The 16,505-nt window shown below is 59.5% G+C and carries 16 protein-coding genes; 10 read left to right on the forward strand and 6 right to left on the reverse strand.

Annotated elements, in window-relative coordinates; genetic code table 11:
* Positions 1-22: 22 nt before the first annotated feature.
* Both mprF and HNR03_RS06420 read left to right on the forward strand, forming a co-directional pair.
* Positions 23-2,665: a bifunctional lysylphosphatidylglycerol flippase/synthetase MprF gene (gene mprF, locus HNR03_RS06415; RefSeq protein WP_259151656.1), complete on the forward strand. Its 2,643-nt coding sequence runs from the start codon at positions 23-25 to the stop codon at positions 2,663-2,665.
* Positions 2,665-3,963 carry a virulence factor family protein gene (locus HNR03_RS06420; protein WP_259151657.1) on the forward strand — a complete coding sequence of 433 codons (1,299 nt, stop codon included), beginning with the start codon at positions 2,665-2,667 and terminating at the stop codon, positions 3,961-3,963. Before mprF ends, HNR03_RS06420 begins: the two co-directional genes overlap by 1 nt.
* A gap of 522 nt (positions 3,964-4,485) precedes the next feature.
* On the opposite strand, the gene HNR03_RS06425 is transcribed toward HNR03_RS06420, so the two are convergent.
* Positions 4,486-4,773, reverse strand: a complete 288-nt coding sequence (locus tag HNR03_RS06425) for a type II toxin-antitoxin system RelE/ParE family toxin (RefSeq protein ID WP_111450975.1) — start codon at positions 4,771-4,773, stop codon at positions 4,486-4,488.
* 11 nt (positions 4,774-4,784) lie between these two features.
* Positions 4,785-5,075 (reverse strand): type II toxin-antitoxin system Phd/YefM family antitoxin, encoded by a 291-nt coding sequence (locus tag HNR03_RS06430; protein WP_259152092.1) that lies wholly within the window; start codon positions 5,073-5,075, stop codon positions 4,785-4,787.
* Between the two features lie 494 nt (positions 5,076-5,569).
* Between HNR03_RS06430 and HNR03_RS06435 the strand changes: the two genes are divergently transcribed.
* Positions 5,570-5,896 (forward strand): DUF3077 domain-containing protein, encoded by a 327-nt coding sequence (locus tag HNR03_RS06435; protein WP_259151658.1) that lies wholly within the window; start codon positions 5,570-5,572, stop codon positions 5,894-5,896.
* 189 nt (positions 5,897-6,085) lie between these two features.
* Here HNR03_RS06435 and HNR03_RS06440 read toward each other — a convergent pair whose 3' ends face one another.
* Positions 6,086-7,987 (reverse strand): potassium transporter Kup, encoded by a 1,902-nt coding sequence (locus HNR03_RS06440; RefSeq protein WP_259151659.1) that lies wholly within the window; start codon positions 7,985-7,987, stop codon positions 6,086-6,088.
* A gap of 289 nt (positions 7,988-8,276) precedes the next feature.
* On the opposite strand from HNR03_RS06440, the gene rimO reads away from it, so the two are divergent.
* From rimO to tsaA, 6 genes are all read left to right on the forward strand, one after another.
* Positions 8,277-9,614, forward strand: a complete 1,338-nt coding sequence (gene rimO, locus HNR03_RS06445) for a 30S ribosomal protein S12 methylthiotransferase RimO (protein ID WP_059181533.1) — start codon at positions 8,277-8,279, stop codon at positions 9,612-9,614.
* Between the two features lie 113 nt (positions 9,615-9,727).
* The gene (locus tag HNR03_RS06450; RefSeq protein WP_222590015.1) at positions 9,728-10,201 is read left to right on the forward strand and encodes a GNAT family N-acetyltransferase; all 474 of its coding nucleotides are present in this window, start codon (positions 9,728-9,730) and stop codon (positions 10,199-10,201) included.
* A gap of 92 nt (positions 10,202-10,293) precedes the next feature.
* Positions 10,294-11,004 carry an rRNA pseudouridine synthase gene (locus HNR03_RS06455; RefSeq protein WP_090187685.1) on the forward strand — a complete coding sequence of 237 codons (711 nt, stop codon included), beginning with the start codon at positions 10,294-10,296 and terminating at the stop codon, positions 11,002-11,004.
* 75 nt (positions 11,005-11,079) lie between these two features.
* Positions 11,080-11,547 carry a DUF1456 family protein gene (locus HNR03_RS06460; RefSeq protein ID WP_090187687.1) on the forward strand — a complete coding sequence of 156 codons (468 nt, stop codon included), beginning with the start codon at positions 11,080-11,082 and terminating at the stop codon, positions 11,545-11,547.
* 145 nt (positions 11,548-11,692) lie between these two features.
* Complete coding sequence (locus HNR03_RS06465; protein WP_259151660.1) at positions 11,693-12,463, forward strand: SDR family oxidoreductase; 771 nt, start codon at positions 11,693-11,695, stop codon at positions 12,461-12,463.
* Between the two features lie 165 nt (positions 12,464-12,628).
* A complete protein-coding gene (gene tsaA / locus HNR03_RS06470) occupies positions 12,629-13,327 on the forward strand; it encodes a tRNA (N6-threonylcarbamoyladenosine(37)-N6)-methyltransferase TrmO (RefSeq protein ID WP_259152093.1) in 699 nt (232 codons plus the stop codon).
* A gap of 132 nt (positions 13,328-13,459) precedes the next feature.
* Here the strand turns inward: tsaA and fpr are convergent, their stop codons facing one another.
* On the reverse strand, positions 13,460-14,239 hold the full coding sequence (gene fpr / locus HNR03_RS06475) for a ferredoxin-NADP reductase (RefSeq protein ID WP_003443014.1): 780 nt from the start codon (positions 14,237-14,239) through the stop codon (positions 13,460-13,462).
* 121 nt (positions 14,240-14,360) lie between these two features.
* Between fpr and HNR03_RS06480 the strand changes: the two genes are divergently transcribed.
* Entirely contained in the window at positions 14,361-15,287 is a 927-nt protein-coding gene (locus HNR03_RS06480) for a LysR family transcriptional regulator (RefSeq protein ID WP_222590013.1), read from the forward strand.
* Here HNR03_RS06480 and HNR03_RS06485 read toward each other — a convergent pair.
* Together HNR03_RS06485 and erdR are read right to left on the reverse strand one after the other, a co-directional pair.
* Entirely contained in the window at positions 15,284-15,646 is a 363-nt protein-coding gene (locus tag HNR03_RS06485) for a diacylglycerol kinase (RefSeq protein ID WP_019580981.1), read from the reverse strand. The two genes, HNR03_RS06480 and HNR03_RS06485, sit on opposite strands and share 4 nt — an antisense overlap.
* A gap of 76 nt (positions 15,647-15,722) precedes the next feature.
* Positions 15,723-16,373, reverse strand: a complete 651-nt coding sequence (gene erdR / locus HNR03_RS06490; protein ID WP_052966391.1) for a response regulator transcription factor ErdR — start codon at positions 16,371-16,373, stop codon at positions 15,723-15,725.
* Positions 16,374-16,505: the final 132 nt, after the last annotated feature.

Below are 16,505 nucleotides of genomic sequence, written 5' to 3' on the forward strand. Positions count from 1 at the left end.
CGCACAATCCAAGAGGTGATTGATGCGCGCCAACTCGTCTGATCCACAAGACACCGTCACAGCGACACAACCGATCAAGGCCGAGCGTTTGCGCTTGCTGGATCTGGTCAGCAAATATCGTCAGCCCATTGGTCTGGCGGTCACTCTGCTGTTGTTCGCTATCGCGCTGATTGCCTGTCGTCATCTGCTGAGCGAGCTCGACCTGTACGCTTTGCACGACTCGATCCTTGAAGTTCCCAAGCCTGCACTGCTGGGGGCACTGGGTGCGACCGTGGCCGGCTTCATTATTCTGCTGGGATATGAATGGTCGGCCAGTCGCTACGCCGGTGTGAAATTGGCGCCGCGCATCCTGGCGCTCGGCGGCTTTACCGCGTTCGCCATCGGCAATGCCATCGGCCTGTCCATGCTCTCGGGTGGCTCGGTGCGCTACCGTTTATATGCGCGTCATGGTCTGGGGGCATCTGACGTCGCTCACATGACCTTGTTCGCCAGCCTCTCGCTGGGTTGCGCCCTGCCACCGCTGGCGGCCTTGGCGACGCTGAGCAACCTTCCTGCCGCTTCTACCGCCCTGGGTCTGTCCGAACTGTTACTGGGGACAATTGCCGCTGCCGTGCTGCTGCTCTTTTCGGTGTTGGCCATCGGCATATACCGCCGTCGACTGCCGGAACAACCCTATCCGGACAACTTGTTGGTCAAGGTCGGCCGGCGCACCTTGCGCCTTCCCGGCCGTCGCCTGACGTTCCTGCAACTGGTCATTACCGCCCTGGACGTGGCTGCCGCCGCCACCGTGCTGTATCTGTTGCTGCCGGAAGCCCCACCGTTCGGCGCCTTCATGCTGGTGTACCTGCTGGCCCTGGCCGCCGGTGTGCTCAGTCATGTACCCGGTGGGGTCGGCGTGTTCGAAGCGATTCTGCTGGCAGCCTTCGCCGACAAACTCGGCGCGGCGCCACTGGCGGCCGCACTGCTGCTGTATCGCTTGATCTACGTGATTCTGCCGCTGTTGGTGGCTTGCCTGATGCTGCTGATCAATGAAGGTCAGCGCCTGTTCCAGACGCGCCAATCATTGCGCGCCGCCTCCGGCCTGGCCGCGCCGATCCTGTCGGTGCTGGTGTTCCTGTCGGGCGTGGTGTTGCTGTTCTCCGGCGTGACCCCGGAAATCGACACCCGCCTGGAACATATCGGCTTTCTGATTCCGCACCGATTGGTCGACGCCTCGCACTTCGGCGCCAGCCTGGTCGGTGTTCTCTGCCTGTTGCTGGCCCAAGGCTTGCGCCGCCGACTGTCGGCCGCATGGATGCTGACCACCGTTCTATTGCTGGTGGGCGCCCTGCTCTCCCTGCTCAAAGGCTTCGACTGGGAAGAAGCTTGCCTGATGACCCTCATCGCGAGCCTGCTCGGGGTCTTTCGCCGCTCGTTCTATCGCCCAAGCCGTCTGACCGAACTGCCATTCTCGCCGCTGTACCTGGTGTCCAGCCTGTGCGTGCTCGGTGCGTCGATCTGGTTGCTGCTGTTTGCCTATCAGGACGTTCCGTACAGTCATCAACTCTGGTGGCAGTTCACCCTCGACGCCGACGCCCCGCGCGGCTTGCGCTCGCTGCTCGGTGCCGCGGTGCTGCTGGTCGTGGTGTCCCTGACCTGGCTGCTGCGCACCGCGCGTCCGGTGATCCATCTGCCGACACCGGATGAACTGGACCGCGCGGTAAAAATCCTCATGGCTTCCGCGCAACCGGACGGCGGCCTGGCCCTGACCGGCGACAAGGCGTTGCTGTTCCACCCTAACGATCAGGCGTTTCTAATGTACGCCCGCCGTGGGCGCAGCCTGGTGGCCTTGTACGACCCGATCGGCCCGACCCAGCAACGGGCGGAGATGATCTGGCAGTTCCGCGACCTGTGCGACCTCCACCATGCGCGCCCCGTGTTCTATCAAGTACGCGCCGAGAACCTGCCGTACTACATGGACATCGGCCTGACCGCAATCAAACTGGGCGAAGAAGCCCGGGTCGATCTCAAGCGCTTTGATCTCGAGGCCAAGGGCAAAGAGATGAAAGACCTGCGCTACACCTGGAACCGGGGCACCCGTGATGGCCTGTCGCTGGAGATCTTCGAGCCGGGCCAAGCGCCGATGGACGAGCTCAAGGTGATTTCCGACGCCTGGCTGACCGGCAAGAACGTGCGCGAGAAAGGTTTCTCGCTCGGCCGCTTCAGCGACGACTACCTGAAGCATTTCCGGGTGGCAGTGATTCGTTTCGAAGGACGCCCGGTGGCGTTCGCCAACCTGCTCGAGACGTACGGCCATGAATTGGCCAGCCTCGACCTGATGCGCGCGCACCCGGACGCCCCCAAGCTGACCATGGAATTCATGATGATCGGCTTGATTCAACATTATAAAAATCATGGATACGCGCGTTTCAGCCTGGGCATGGTGCCGCTGTCGGGGTTGCAACCCCGGCGTGGCGCACCTCTGACCCAGCGCCTGGGTTCGATGGTATTCCGCCGTGGTGAGCAGCTCTACAACTTCCAAGGCTTGCGCCGCTTCAAAGACAAATTCCAGCCAGACTGGGAACCCCGTTATATGGCCGTGCCCGCCGGACTCGATCCGCTGGTTGCCTTGGCCGATACTGCTGCCCTGATTGCGGGCGGCTTGACTGGATTGGTGAAACGCTGATGATTCGACGCTCCTTGCGGTACGTACTGGCCACACTGGTAGTGCTGGCCCTGATTCTGGGTGGCGGTTACTGGTACCTCAAACGTCCGGCACCGGAACCGACTCTCGAACGGCTGACACCCGCCGATGGCGCCGCGATCACGCGCGTCATTCCCGGGAAAACGCCACGCGCCCAGGTGTTGGTAGCGGTCAACGACGAACAAAAGCTCAGCGACCAGCAATTGCTGACCTTGAGCCGCACCGCGTCGGCACAGATTGTTCAGGTCATTTTGCCCAAGGACTGCTTGCTGCAAAGTCGCGCATTGCAATCGGGCCTTAGAGAACTCAAAGGCCCGGCGACCCTGGTCAGTGGTATCGGTCCTGGTGCCGTGCTGGCCTGGCGCTGGTTGTCCGAACAGAAGAACGACAAGGCCCAGGCCGTTTCGGTGGACCTGGCCCTGGAGAAACCGGGCTGCACGCACCTGCTGCCGAAAAGTGCTGCACACGGCCATTGGCTGGTGGCGTGGAACGACAACCCGGATGACACCAGTGCCGGCTTCGTGCGCGACCAACCGAATGCCGAAACCAGCATCAGCGACTACGACATCAACTTGCCGCAAGTGCTGAATAACGAACTGCGCAAAATTCTCGTCGGCGGCGACAAAGCCGCTGGCGGCTTGCAGATTCCAGTGGTCGAAGTGCCGGCAGGTCAAGCCAAGGACACCGTCACCCTGTTCCTTTCCGGTGACGGCGGCTGGCGCGACCTGGACCGCGACGTCGCGGGCGAAATGGCCAAGATCGGCTACCCGGTCGTCGGCATCGACACCCTGCGCTACTACTGGCAGCACAAGAGCCCGGAGCAAAGCGCGCTGGACCTCGCCGAACTGATGCAGCACTACCGGCAGAAATGGGGCACCAAGCGCTTCATCCTGACCGGTTATTCGTTTGGCGCCGACGTCCTGCCGGCGATCTACAACCGCTTGGCCGAATCGGAACAGCAGCGCGTCGACGCAATCATCCTGCTCGCCTTCGCCCGCACCGGCAGCTTCGAGATCGAAGTCGAAGGCTGGCTCGGCAACGCCGGCAAAGAAGCCGCCACCGGCCCGGAAATGGCCAAGCTGCCTCCAGAGAAAGTGGTGTGCATCTACGGTGCAGAAGAAGTCGACGAAAGCGGCTGCACCGACAAGACCGCCGTGGGCGAAGCGATGAAACTGCCTGGAGGCCATCACTTCGACGAGAACTACCCGGCGCTGGCACAGCGGTTGGTGGACATCATCGTCAAGCGGCAGGCCAAGGACGGAGCGACGGCTCAGGAGTGATCTGAATTAAGCCACGAAAAAGCCCCCGCAGCCGTTTGGTTGCGGGGGCTTTTTCATATGAGCAAATATGAAGCGCTTCCAGCTAGCCGGACGTTATGCCGAATTCGACTCAGATTCCATTTCCCCTAAACCGTTTTTTTTGGCATGCAGGCTGCTGAACAAAACCAAAATGTCTTGACTCTTCATCAAGTTAGAAACTCCAAGTGTCCACATTCCATAAAACGTGGACACTTTTTTCATTGGAAATATTGAGCCGTCAAGAACGTTCGGTAGGTCCTGACCTCTCGGCCAGCCGAGACAAAGGCCGAATCTGAAGAAGAACTACCTGAAAGAACAAGGTAATACCGACGCTCCTCTGTGGGAGCGAGCTTGCTCGCGATGACGGACGAGCAGCCATCATTGATATCGACTGTCAGACCGCTATCGCGAGCAAGCTCGCTCCCACAGGGGATGGTCAGTGGATTCAAAATCATTGGGCACAAAAAAGCCCCCGCTGCCTTCACGGCAACGGGGGCTTCCTACTTAGAGGCGACGTTCTGCGGCGCCGTATACCTCTTCGTCACGTCGAGCCCCGACTGCAACGATCAATACTTGAATAGCCTTGCCATCGACTCGATAAACAATGCGCGTGTCGCCTGTCCGAATACGTCTACAGCCTGCAAGACTGGCTCTTAGGGGCTTGCCGCTCTTGTCCGGCTCACCATTGATAATCCGCTCTTCGATAACATCAAGAATGCGGTTCGCCGCCACGGCTCCCAGCAGATCCAGATCCTTCTGGACCTCCGGATGATAGATAACGCCCCAAACCATCCACAGCTCCTTTAGTCTTTCCTGGCGTACCGTGCCCGCATATCGTCGTGACTGACGGCCTTGGCCTGATCAAAACCGATCAATCGCTCCCGCGCAGCAGCTTCAACGCGAAGGTCCTCAAGCTCATCGAGCATTTCCTGATACGCCTCGACATTGATGATGACCGCTGCGGGTTGGTTGTCTTTGAAAATGACCAGCCGCTCGGTGGCTCGGCTGGAGATTTCTTTAAGCCTCGCACTAAACCCCCTGACCATCGCAGTCACCGATATTGCTTGGTCAGCACGCTCTAACAATGCCGTCATACTCACCTCTCTACCTACTCGTGCAAATTTGAACACACAGTTCTACGCAGAGTATTGCGTTGAATTCGACATACAGCAAGCAGCAAAAAAACTGGATTCTATCGCCCTGTTCTTTTCTCGCACACGGCAAGTGTTTAGTTTCGTTTACTTCTGGTGTCGCAATATCGGATGACGCCCGCACACCTTGTAGGCAAACTCCGAATCTCGTGTTTGGGCACTTTGCCGCCTTGTTGCGCGTTTCTTCGACGGGATAGTCTCCGGACGTCGCTGACCATTCAGCGATCGGGCTTGGAAACCCGTCGAATCAAAAGCGCACCAGCGCCCTATCATGAATGCAGAGGTTTTTACGCCTGCGATCCTGAGTTACGGCGGCTGTGCGTGGGACGCCTTTGGGCGTGCCGGTTCCTTGGTTCCCGGTTTTCCAACCTGCGTACAGCTGCCACCCATTCGCTTGGAAACGAACGTGGCGGCTCCTCAAACCAAGGAATTACAACATGACTAAAATTGATGTTTCCGCGATTTCGGAATTAAAAACCATAGGCTACACCCCACTCATCTACTGCTCGGATCAGGCGTTATTCAACGTCCGCGCCGGCGTGCCCATCGTTGATGCCTTGTCACAAGCCTCCGACCTGCTGTTCCTCGCCAAATCGTTTACCGAGGACGCCGCCTATGCAAAAGACACCGACCGCCACGCCTGGGCTGCGCATTACCTGACGGCGATGGGTAAGGCCGTGATTGATGACGTGGTGAAGGTGCTGACGCCGCGACCGGCGCGGACGAAGACTGAATCAGAAGAAGAGCAGCCCGAAAGTAAATAACACCGCAAATCCCCTGTGGGAGCGGGCTTGCTCGCGAAAGCGGTTTCACATTCAACATCGATGCCGCCTGAAAGGTTGCATTCGCGAGCAAGCCCGCTCCCACATTGGTTCTCCCTGCTATCAAGGTTTGCACTCGAGCACAAAAAAGCCCCCGCTACCTTCACGGCAACGGGGGCTTTTTGATGTCGCTTACATCTCGACCTGTGTACCCAGCTCAATCACCCGGTTCAGCGGCAGATTGAAGAAGCGCAGGTTGCCGTTGGCGTTCTTGAGCATGAACGCGAACAACGCCTCGCGCCAGCGCGCCATGCCTTCGAGTTTGGAGGCGATGACCGTTTCGCGGCTGAGGAAGTAGGTGGTGCGCATCGGGCTGAAGTCCAGGTCCTCGAGGTGGCACAGTTTCAGCGCTTGCGGCACGTCCGGTTCGTCGACGAAACCGAAGTGCAGTATCACCCGGAAGAAGCCTTCGCCGTAGGAATCGACCTCGAAACGCCGTGATGCCGGCACCCGCGGGATGTCTTCGTACACCACCGTCAGCAACACCACTTGCTCGTGCAGCACCTGGTTATGCAGCAGATTGTGCAACAACGCGTGGGGTACGGCGTCCGGGCGGGCGGTCAGGAACACGGCGGTGCCCTGGACGCGGTGCGGCGGTTGCACGGCGATACTGCTGATGAAGATCGGCAGCGGCAATCCGCCCTCGTCGAGACGCTCGACCAGCAGTTGCTTGCCGCGCTTCCAGGTGGTCATCAACACAAACAGCGCAATACCGGCGATCACCGGGAAGGCCCCGCCCTGAACGATTTTCGGCACGTTGGCGGCGAAGTACAGGCCGTCGACCAACAGGAAACCAATCGACAGCGGCACCGCGATGAGCGGCGGCCACTTCCACAGCAGCAACATCACCGCCGACACCAGCACGGTGGTCATCAGCATCGTACCGGTCACCGCCACGCCGTAGGCCGACGCCAGGGCGCCGGAGGATCCGAAGCCGAGCACCAGCAGGATCACCCCGACCATCAGCGACCAGTTCACCGCGCCAATGTAGATCTGGCCCTGTTCGGCACTGGAAGTGTGCTGGATGTGCATGCGAGGAATGTAACCGAGCTGGATCGCCTGACGGGTCAGGGAGAACGCACCGGAAATCACCGCCTGGGAGGCAATCACCGTGGCCAGGGTCGACAGGCCGACCAGCGGAATCAACGCCCAACTCGGTGCCAACAGGTAGAACGGGTTGCGAGCGGCTTCCGGATCACCCAGCAGCAACGCGCCTTGGCCGAAGTAGTTCAGCACCAGCGCCGGCAATACCAGGATGAACCAGGCACGGGCAATCGGCTTGCGGCCGAAGTGGCCCATGTCGGCGTACAGGGCCTCGGCGCCGGTCAGCGCCAGTACTACTGCGCCAAGAATGGCCACGCCCATGCCCGGGTGGTCGAAGAAGAAGCGCACGCCCCAGACCGGGTTTATCGCTTGTAACACTTCCGGGTGCTGGAAGATGCCATGGACACCCAGGGCACCCAGGACCACAAACCACGTCACCATGATCGGCCCGAACAGAATGCCGATGCGCGCGGTGCCGTGACTCTGGATCAAAAACAGCGCTACGAGCACGATCAACGACAGCGGCACCACCCAATGGTCGATGCCATCGAACGCCAGGCCCAGGCCTTCAATGGCCGAGAGCACGGAAATCGCCGGGGTGATCATGCTGTCGCCATAAAACAGCGCCGCGCCGATCAGTCCGCAGACCACCAGCAAGGTGCGCAGTCTCGGATACCCCGACGCCGCCCGCCGCGCCAGCGCGGTCAAGGCCATGATCCCGCCTTCGCCCTGGTTGTCGGCACGCAGCACGAACATCATGTACTTGAACGACACAACCCAGATCAGTGACCAGAAAATCAGCGCCAGGATGCCCAGCACGCCGTCATGGTTGACGGGTACGCCATAGCCGCCGGAGAACACTTCCTTGAGGGTGTACAGCGGGCTTGTGCCGATATCGCCGTAAACCACACCCACCGCCGCGACCAGCATGCCGATCGGCTTTGCCGCCGAATGCTCAGCGCTTGCAGCCTGACTACTTGCCTGCCCCATCCAAAACTCCTACTACTCAGACCCGGACTTCTTATAAGAAGCACTATGCTTTGCCGTGCAGCATGCGCTGTTTTACTTAAGGTTACAGACGATTTATTGACTGTAAAAATTCGGTAAAGCGTAACGGCGCGAAGCATAGCGCAGCACTCGTCGTATTTCCCTGCATAAAGCTGGTCAAGTGCGCCTCTCATCGCTAGAATTGCGCACTTTTTGACCAGAGGCGCAACATAGCGCCCGTCTGTCGCCTTGCCGTCTTCGGCTGGAGGCGTCCCAAATACCGAGGTTAGACATGTCCACCACTCCCGCGCCGGCCAATCCAAAAGTTGGCTTCGTATCCCTGGGTTGCCCCAAAGCACTGGTCGACTCCGAGCGCATCCTTACCCAGCTGCGCATGGAAGGCTATGACGTCGTGTCCACCTACGAGGACGCCGACGTCGTGGTGGTCAACACCTGCGGTTTCATCGACTCGGCCAAGGCTGAGTCCCTGGAAGTGATCGGCGAAGCCATCAAGGAAAACGGCAAGGTCATCGTGACCGGCTGCATGGGCGTCGAAGAAGGCAATATTCGCAAGGTACACCCAAGCGTGCTGGCCGTAACCGGTCCGCAGCAGTACGAGCAAGTGGTCAACGCGGTGCATGACGCCGTGCCGCCGCGCCAGGATCACAACCCGCTGATCGACCTGGTGCCGCCGCAAGGGATCAAACTGACCCCGCGCCACTATGCCTACCTGAAGATTTCCGAAGGCTGCAACCACAGCTGCAGCTTCTGCATCATTCCTTCGATGCGCGGCAAACTGGTCAGCCGTCCGGTCGGTGACGTGCTCGACGAAGCCCAGCGCTTGGTCAAGGCTGGCGTCAAAGAGCTGTTGGTGATCTCGCAAGACACCAGCGCCTACGGTGTCGATGTGAAATACCGCACCGGTTTCTGGAACGGCGCGCCGGTGAAAACCCGCATGACCGAACTCTGCGAAGCCCTGAGCACACTCGGCGTCTGGGTTCGCCTGCACTACGTTTACCCGTACCCGCACGTCGACGAGCTGATCCCGCTGATGGCCGCCGGTAAAATCCTGCCGTACCTGGACATCCCGTTCCAGCATGCCAGCCCGAAAGTCCTGAAGGCGATGAAACGCCCCGCCTTCGAAGACAAGACCCTGGCGCGCATCAAGAACTGGCGCGAGATCTGCCCGGACCTGATCATCCGTTCGACCTTCATCGTCGGCTTCCCCGGCGAAACCGAAGAAGACTTCCAGTACCTGCTGGACTGGCTGACCGAAGCGCAGCTGGACCGCGTCGGCTGCTTCCAGTACTCGCCAGTCGAAGGCGCCCCGGCCAACCTGCTGGACGCGGCCATCGTGCCGGACGACGTCAAGCAAGACCGTTGGGACCGCTTCATGGCGCACCAGCAAGCCATCAGCTCGGCGCGCCTGCAACTGCGCATCGGCCGCGAGATCGAAGTGCTGGTCGATGAAGTCGACGAGCAAGGCGCGGTCGGCCGCTGCTTCTTCGATGCCCCGGAAATCGACGGCAACGTGTTCATCGACAACGGCAGCAACCTCAAGCCGGGTGACAAGGTCTGGTGCAAAGTGACCGACGCCGACGAATACGACCTGTGGGCTGAACAGATCTAAACGTAAAAAACACACAGAGCCCCGCTCTTTTCACGAGATGCGGGGCTTTTTTACGTCTATCGTTTTGTGGAAGAAAGGACTCGCACAATCAACGGTAAAAGGGGCAGCCGGCCATGCGCCAACACTCGGTCATCCACACGCCGAAACAGAGCGACTACGAAGAACTCACGCGCGTCTGGGAAGCCTCGGTGCGCGCGACCCATGACTTCCTGCCAAACAGCTACATCGAACTGCTGAGGAACCTGGTGCTGACCCGCTACCTCGACGCAGTGATGCTGATCTGCACCAGGGACACGCGCCAGCGCATCACCGGATTTGCCGGGGTCGCAGCGGGCAAGATCGAAATGCTCTTCATTGACCCGGCCCATCGCGGCCAGGGTTTGGGCAAGCAGTTGCTGCGCTATGCCATGGAACATTTGAACGCCGATGAGCTGGACGTCAACGAACAGAACCCGCAGGCGCTGGGGTTTTACTTCAAGCAAGGCTTTGAGGTGATCGGTCGTTCGGAACTCGATGGCATGGGCCAGCCCTATCCGTTGTTGCATATGCGCTTGCGCCAGGCGCACCCATTGACGCGCAATGGCTGACACAACATTAAAAGCACATGCGGCAAATGGAGCCGGGATTAACCGGCGCCACGCAGGTACAATGCCCACCCCTTTTTTGTTACGGCCCTGTCATGACTGACCCGATTCGTCTCTCCAAACGCCTCATCGAACTCGTCGGCTGTTCCCGTCGGGAGGCTGAGCTGTTCATCGAGGGCGGCTGGGTCACCGTGGACGGCGAAGTCATCGACGAGCCGCAGTTCAAGGTCGACACCCAGAAAGTCGAGCTCGACCCGGAAGCCAAGGCCACCGCGCCAGAGCCGGTGACTATCCTGTTCAACGTGCCGGCCGGGATGGACGCGGAAACGGCGATGGCCACCATCAGCGCCGAGACCCTGAGCGAAGAACACCGCTTCAGCAAACGTCCGCTCAAGGGCCACTTCCTGCGACTGACCGCCAGCACCGACCTGCAAGCCAACGCCAGCGGTCTGCTGGTGTTCACTCAGGACTGGAAGATCTTGCGCAAACTCACTGCCGATTCCGCCAAGATCGAGCAAGAGTATGTGGTCGAGGTTGAAGGCGACATGGTGGCTCACGGCCTCAACCGCCTGAACCACGGCCTGACTTACAAGGGCAAGGAACTGCCGCCGGTCAAGGCCAGCTGGCAGAACGAAAATCGCCTGCGCTTTGCGATGAAGAACCCACAACCGGGCGTGATCGCCCTGTTTTGCCAGGCCGTCGGCCTGAAGGTCGTCGCCATCCGCCGCATCCGCATTGGCGGAGTGTCCATCGGCAAAGTGCCGCTGGGGCAATGGCGCTACCTGTCCGGTAAAGAGAAGTTCTAAGACTTTTCACGCCGCCATACATTTCGGCGCCGCTGTTTATGCGGCGCCCACTGCTGAATATCAGGACTGCACACCATGATCCATAACGACGTACTGCGCAGCGTGCGCTACATGCTCGACATCAGCGACAAGAAAGTCATCGAGATCATCAAGCTCGGCGGCATGGACGTCACCCTGGCAGACCTGCTGACATACCTGGACAAGAAAGAGGAAGACGAAGAAGGCTTCGTACGTTGCCCGGACGAAGTCATGGCGCATTTCCTCGACGGCCTGGTGATCTTCAAGCGCGGCAAGGACGAAAGCCGTCCGCCGCAACCGATTGAAGTGCCGGTGACCAACAACATCATCCTGAAAAAGCTGCGCGTGGCCTTCGAACTCAAAGAAGACGATATGCACGCCATCCTCAAGGCTTCCGAGTTTCCGGTGTCCAAGCCCGAGCTGAGCGCGCTGTTCCGCAAGGTCGGCCACAGCAATTACCGGGCGTGCGGCGACCAGTTGCTGCGCAACTTCCTCAAGGGGCTCACTCTTCGAGTGAGAGCCTAAAGGCAGCCGCAAGCTGCAAGCTGCAAGCTGCAAGCTTGTAGCTTGCAGCTGGGCCGAATGGCCCCCCATTCCTCGCAAAAATAGTGGCTCCGCTTCCGGCGGCTGACGACTAGGGTGTTATGACCCTCAGCTCTCAGGACTCGCCATGCACCCGTATTTTTCCCTGCAAGGCCGCACCGCTCTGGTGACCGGCGGCACCCGCGGTATCGGCAAAATGATCGCCAAGGCCTATGTCGAGGCCGGCGCCAGCGTTTATGTGTGTGCCCGTGATGCCGAGGCCTGCCGGCAAACCGCCGATGAGCTGAGCGCCTTCGGGGTGTGTCATGCGGTAGCGGCCAATCTGGCTCATGAGGAAGGCGTCCAGCAATTGGCGGCGCACCTGAGTGAGCAGATCGGTCAGCTGGACATTCTGGTGAACAATGCCGGCACCACATGGGGCGCGCCGCTTGAAAGTTACCCGGTCAAGGGCTGGGAGAAGGTCATGCAGCTCAACGTGACGTCGGTGTTCAACTGCATCCAGCAGTTTTTGCCGCTGCTGCGAAAGGCCGGTTCGCCAGCGAACCCCGCACGAATCATCAATATCGGCTCGGTCGCCGGGATTTCTTCCTTTGGTGAAGAGGCGTATGCCTACGGCCCGAGTAAAGCGGCCCTGCATCAACTGTCGCGAATCCTGGCCCGGGAACTGGTGAGCCAGCACATCAACGTCAACGTCATTGCCCCGGGGCGTTTCCCGAGCAAGATGACCCAGCACATTGGCAATGACGAGCAGGCGCTGGCGGACGATACGGCACTGATACCGATGAAGCGCTGGGGCCGGGAGGAAGAGATGGCGGCACTGGCGATCAGCCTGGCGAGTACGGCGGGCGCGTATATGACCGGGAATATCATTCCGTTGGATGGTGGGTTTAGTCTCTGATCTCCCCCAATGATCGTTCCCACGCTCTGCGTGGGAATGCAGCCCGGGACGCTCCGCGTCCCAAGGCGGACGCAGAGCGTCCAATGAGGCATTCCCACGCGGAGCATGGGAACGATCAATGCGTGGGTTATCATGCCCGCCTCTTACCCGTCTCGACCCCAGACCATGACCTACAGCGTTTCCCCTATCGGCTTCGTGCGCTCCTGTTTCAAGGAGAAATTCGCCATACCGCGCCAGCCGCAACTGGCCCCGGCCGCTCGCGGCGTTCTGGAGCTGGTAGCGCCGTTCGATCAGGGTGATGCGGTGCATGGCCTGGAGCAGGTCAGCCATGTCTGGCTGTTGTTCCTGTTTCATCAAGCCCTTGAAGAAAAACCCCGCCTGAAAGTCCGCCCGCCTCGTCTGGGCGGCAACAAATCCATGGGCGTGTTTGCCACCCGCGCGACACACCGACCCAATGGCATCGGTCAATCCGTGGTGAAGCTGGACAAGGTTGAAGCCAATCGACTGTGGATATCGGGAATAGACCTGCTCGACGGCACGCCGATTCTGGACATCAAACCGTATGTGCCTTACGCGGACATCATCGACACAGCGTCCAATAGCATCGCCAGCGCCGCACCATCGTTGATTCCCGTGCAGTGGACGGACTCAGCGCTGCAACAGGCTCATAGCCATGCTCAGCGCCTTGAAGAGCCGTTGGTGGCACTGATCGAGCAATGTCTGGCGCAAGACCCGCGACCGGCGTACCAGATTCCTGCGCCGGAGCGCGAATACGGGGCGCAATTCTGGGATCTGGATGTGCGCTGGCATTATCCCGAAGCCGGCGTGATCCGCGTCCTGGAAGTCATTCCCGCAAACACCTGAATGCCAGAAACCACTGTGGGAGCGAGCCTGCTCGCGATAGCGGTGTGTCAGTCGACAGTAATGCTGACTGAGACACCGCTATCGCGAGCAGGCTCGCTCCCACAGGGAAAGCAAAGCCGTCAGGCGTTGTGCTTACTTCTCGACGAACGCACGCTCGATCAGGTAGTCACCCGGCTCGCGCATCCGTGGCGAAACCTTCAAACCGAAGCTGTTCAGCACTTCGCTGGTCTCGTCGAGCATGCTCGGGCTGCCGCACAGCATGGCGCGGTCGTCCTGCGGGTTGATCGGTGGCAGACCGATGTCGCTGAACAGCTTGCCGCTGCGCATCAGGTCGGTCAGGCGACCTTCGTTCTCGAACGGCTCGCGGGTCACGGTCGGGTAGTAGATCAACTTGTCACGCAGCGCTTCGCCGAAGAACTCGTTCTGCGGCAGGTGCTCGGTGATGAACTCGCGGTAAGCGACTTCATTGACGTACCGTACGCCGTGGCACAGGATCACTTTTTCGAAACGCTCGTAGGTTTCCGGGTCCTGGATGACGCTCATGAACGGCGCCAGACCGGTACCGGTGCTGAGCAGGTACAAATGTTTGCCAGGCTTCAAGTCATCCAGCACCAGGGTGCCGGTAGGCTTCTTGCTGATGATGATCTCGTCGCCTTCCTTCAGATGCTGCAACTGGGAAGTCAGCGGGCCATCAGGCACCTTGATGCTGAAGAACTCGAGATGCTCTTCCCAGTTCGGGCTGGCAATCGAGTACGCGCGCATGAGTGGCCGGCCGTTGGGCTGCTGCAGGCCGATCATCACGAACTGACCGTTCTCGAAGCGCAGGCCCGGATCGCGGGTGCACTTGAAGCTGAACAGAGTGTCGTTCCAGTGGTGAACACTGAGGACACGCTCGTGGTTCATGTTGCTCATGTACGTGGGACTCCTGGAGATTTGCCTGCGCCGATGATGTGCGCAATTGCATCGCATTCTAATGGCAGCGACAATATCTGTTAAATGGATTATTAAGATAAGGGTTATCGGTTATATAGATATGCGATTTACTCTCCGTCAACTTCAAGTATTCGTCGCTGTCGCCCAGCAGGAAAGCGTATCCCGTGCCGCGGGCTTGCTCAACCTCTCGCAATCGGCGGCGAGCACCTCGATCACCGAGCTAGAGCGCCAGTCCAGCTGCCAGCTGTTCGACCGCGCCGGCAAACGGCTGAGCCTTAACGCCTTGGGCAAGCAGCTATTGCCACAAGCCGTGGCGCTGCTCGACCAGGCCAAGGAAATCGAAGACTTGCTCAACGGCAAGTCCGGTTTCGGCTCCCTGGCGGTCGGCGCGACCCTGACCATTGGCAATTACCTGGCGACCTTGCTGATCGGCAGCTTCATGCAACGCCATCCCGAAAGCCAGGTGAAGCTGCATGTACAAAACACAGCCAATATCGTGCAACAAGTCGCTCACTACGAAATTGATCTGGGTCTAATCGAAGGCGACTGCAGCCACCCGGACATCGAAGTGCAAAGTTGGGTCGAGGACGAACTGGTGGTTTTTTGTGCGCCTCAGCATCCATTGGCCAAGCGCGGGAAGGCGAGCATGGAGGAGCTGACCCACGAGGCGTGGATCCTGCGCGAGCAAGGCTCTGGCACACGGCTGACCTTCGACCAGGCGATGCGTCACCATCGCAGCACACTCAATATCCGACTCGAGCTGGAACACACCGAAGCGATCAAACGCGCGGTAGAGTCGGGATTGGGGATTGGCTGTATTTCGAGATTGGCACTGCGCGATGCCTTCCGCCGTGGCAGCCTGGTGCCGGTGGAAACGCCGGATCTGGACCTGGCGCGACAGTTCTACTTCATCTGGCACAAACAGAAATATCAGACCTCGGCGATGCGCGAGTTTCTCGACCTGTGCCGCGCGTTCACCGCCGGGGTTCAGCGCAGCGACGAGATCGTCCTGCCCACTATCGCTTAAAGCAGAATCACCGCCCACACCAGCGCGATCATGCTCAACGCCACGAGCTGAGCGGCGCTGCCCATGTCCTTGGCGTTCTTGGACAGCGGGTGCAACTCAAGGGAAATGCGGTCGATGGCCGCTTCCACCGCCGAATTGAGCAATTCGACAATCAACGCCAACAGGCAGACCGCGATCAGCAACGCCTGTTCGACACGGCTGACGTTCAGAAAGAACGAAAGCGGGATCAGGATGGCATTCAGCAGCACCAGTTGCCGAAAAGCCGCTTCGCCGGTGAAGGCTGCGCGCAAACCGTCCAGCGAGTAACCGGAGGCGTTAAGGATACGTTTTAGGCCGGTTTGGCCTTTGAAAGGTGACATAGGGTGGGCAACTGACCAAAAAAAGAGTGGGGAAACTAGATCAACCAAAGTCAAAAAAGCGTGAATAAGCCAATACTTAGTGGCTCGAAATTGACTCAAGTTGTTGCAGAAGCAGCGCGGCCTGGGTGCGGGTACGCACATTCAGCTTACGAAAAATCGCCGTGACATGCGCCTTGATCGTCGCTTCGGAAACGCTCAGCTCGTAAGCAATCTGCTTGTTCAGCAAGCCCTCACAGACCATGGTCAACACCCGGAATTGCTGGGGCGTCAGGCTGGCGAGGCCTTCACTGGCGGCCTTGGCTTCTGCGGAAACACTCACCGCTTCGAACGCTTGAGGCGGCCAGAACACATCGCCGTCGAGCACCGCGCGAACGGCTTTCTGGATGACGCTCAGGTCACTGGACTTGGGAATGAAGCCACTGGCGCCAAATTCGCGGGATTTCACCATGATCGAGGCCTCTTCCTGGGCCGAGACCATGACCACCGGAATCTGCGGGTACTGGCCGCGCAACAGCACCAGCCCGGAAAAACCGTAAGCCCCCGGCATGTTGAGGTCCAGCAGCACCAGATCCCAATCGGCCTTTTCATCCAGACGGGTTTCCAGCTCGGCAATGCTCGCCACTTCCACCAGACGGACATCCGGGCCTAGGCCCAGGGTCAACGCTTGATGCAGCGCGCTACGAAAAAGAGGGTGGTCATCGGCAATCAGGATTTCGTATGTGGCCATTTTTCAAATGATCCTGTTTTTCAAACAACTCCAGGTGCAGCCACGCAGATGCACCAACAGGGCACGTTCAACGCCAATCACATGGCTATTCACGTAAAAATACGGCGTATCAAACGATGGCCGCGCCCTAAT

Origin of the sequence: Pseudomonas sp. JAI111, from assembly GCF_024809425.1 — a bacterium.
Classification (GTDB): domain Bacteria; phylum Pseudomonadota; class Gammaproteobacteria; order Pseudomonadales; family Pseudomonadaceae; genus Aquipseudomonas.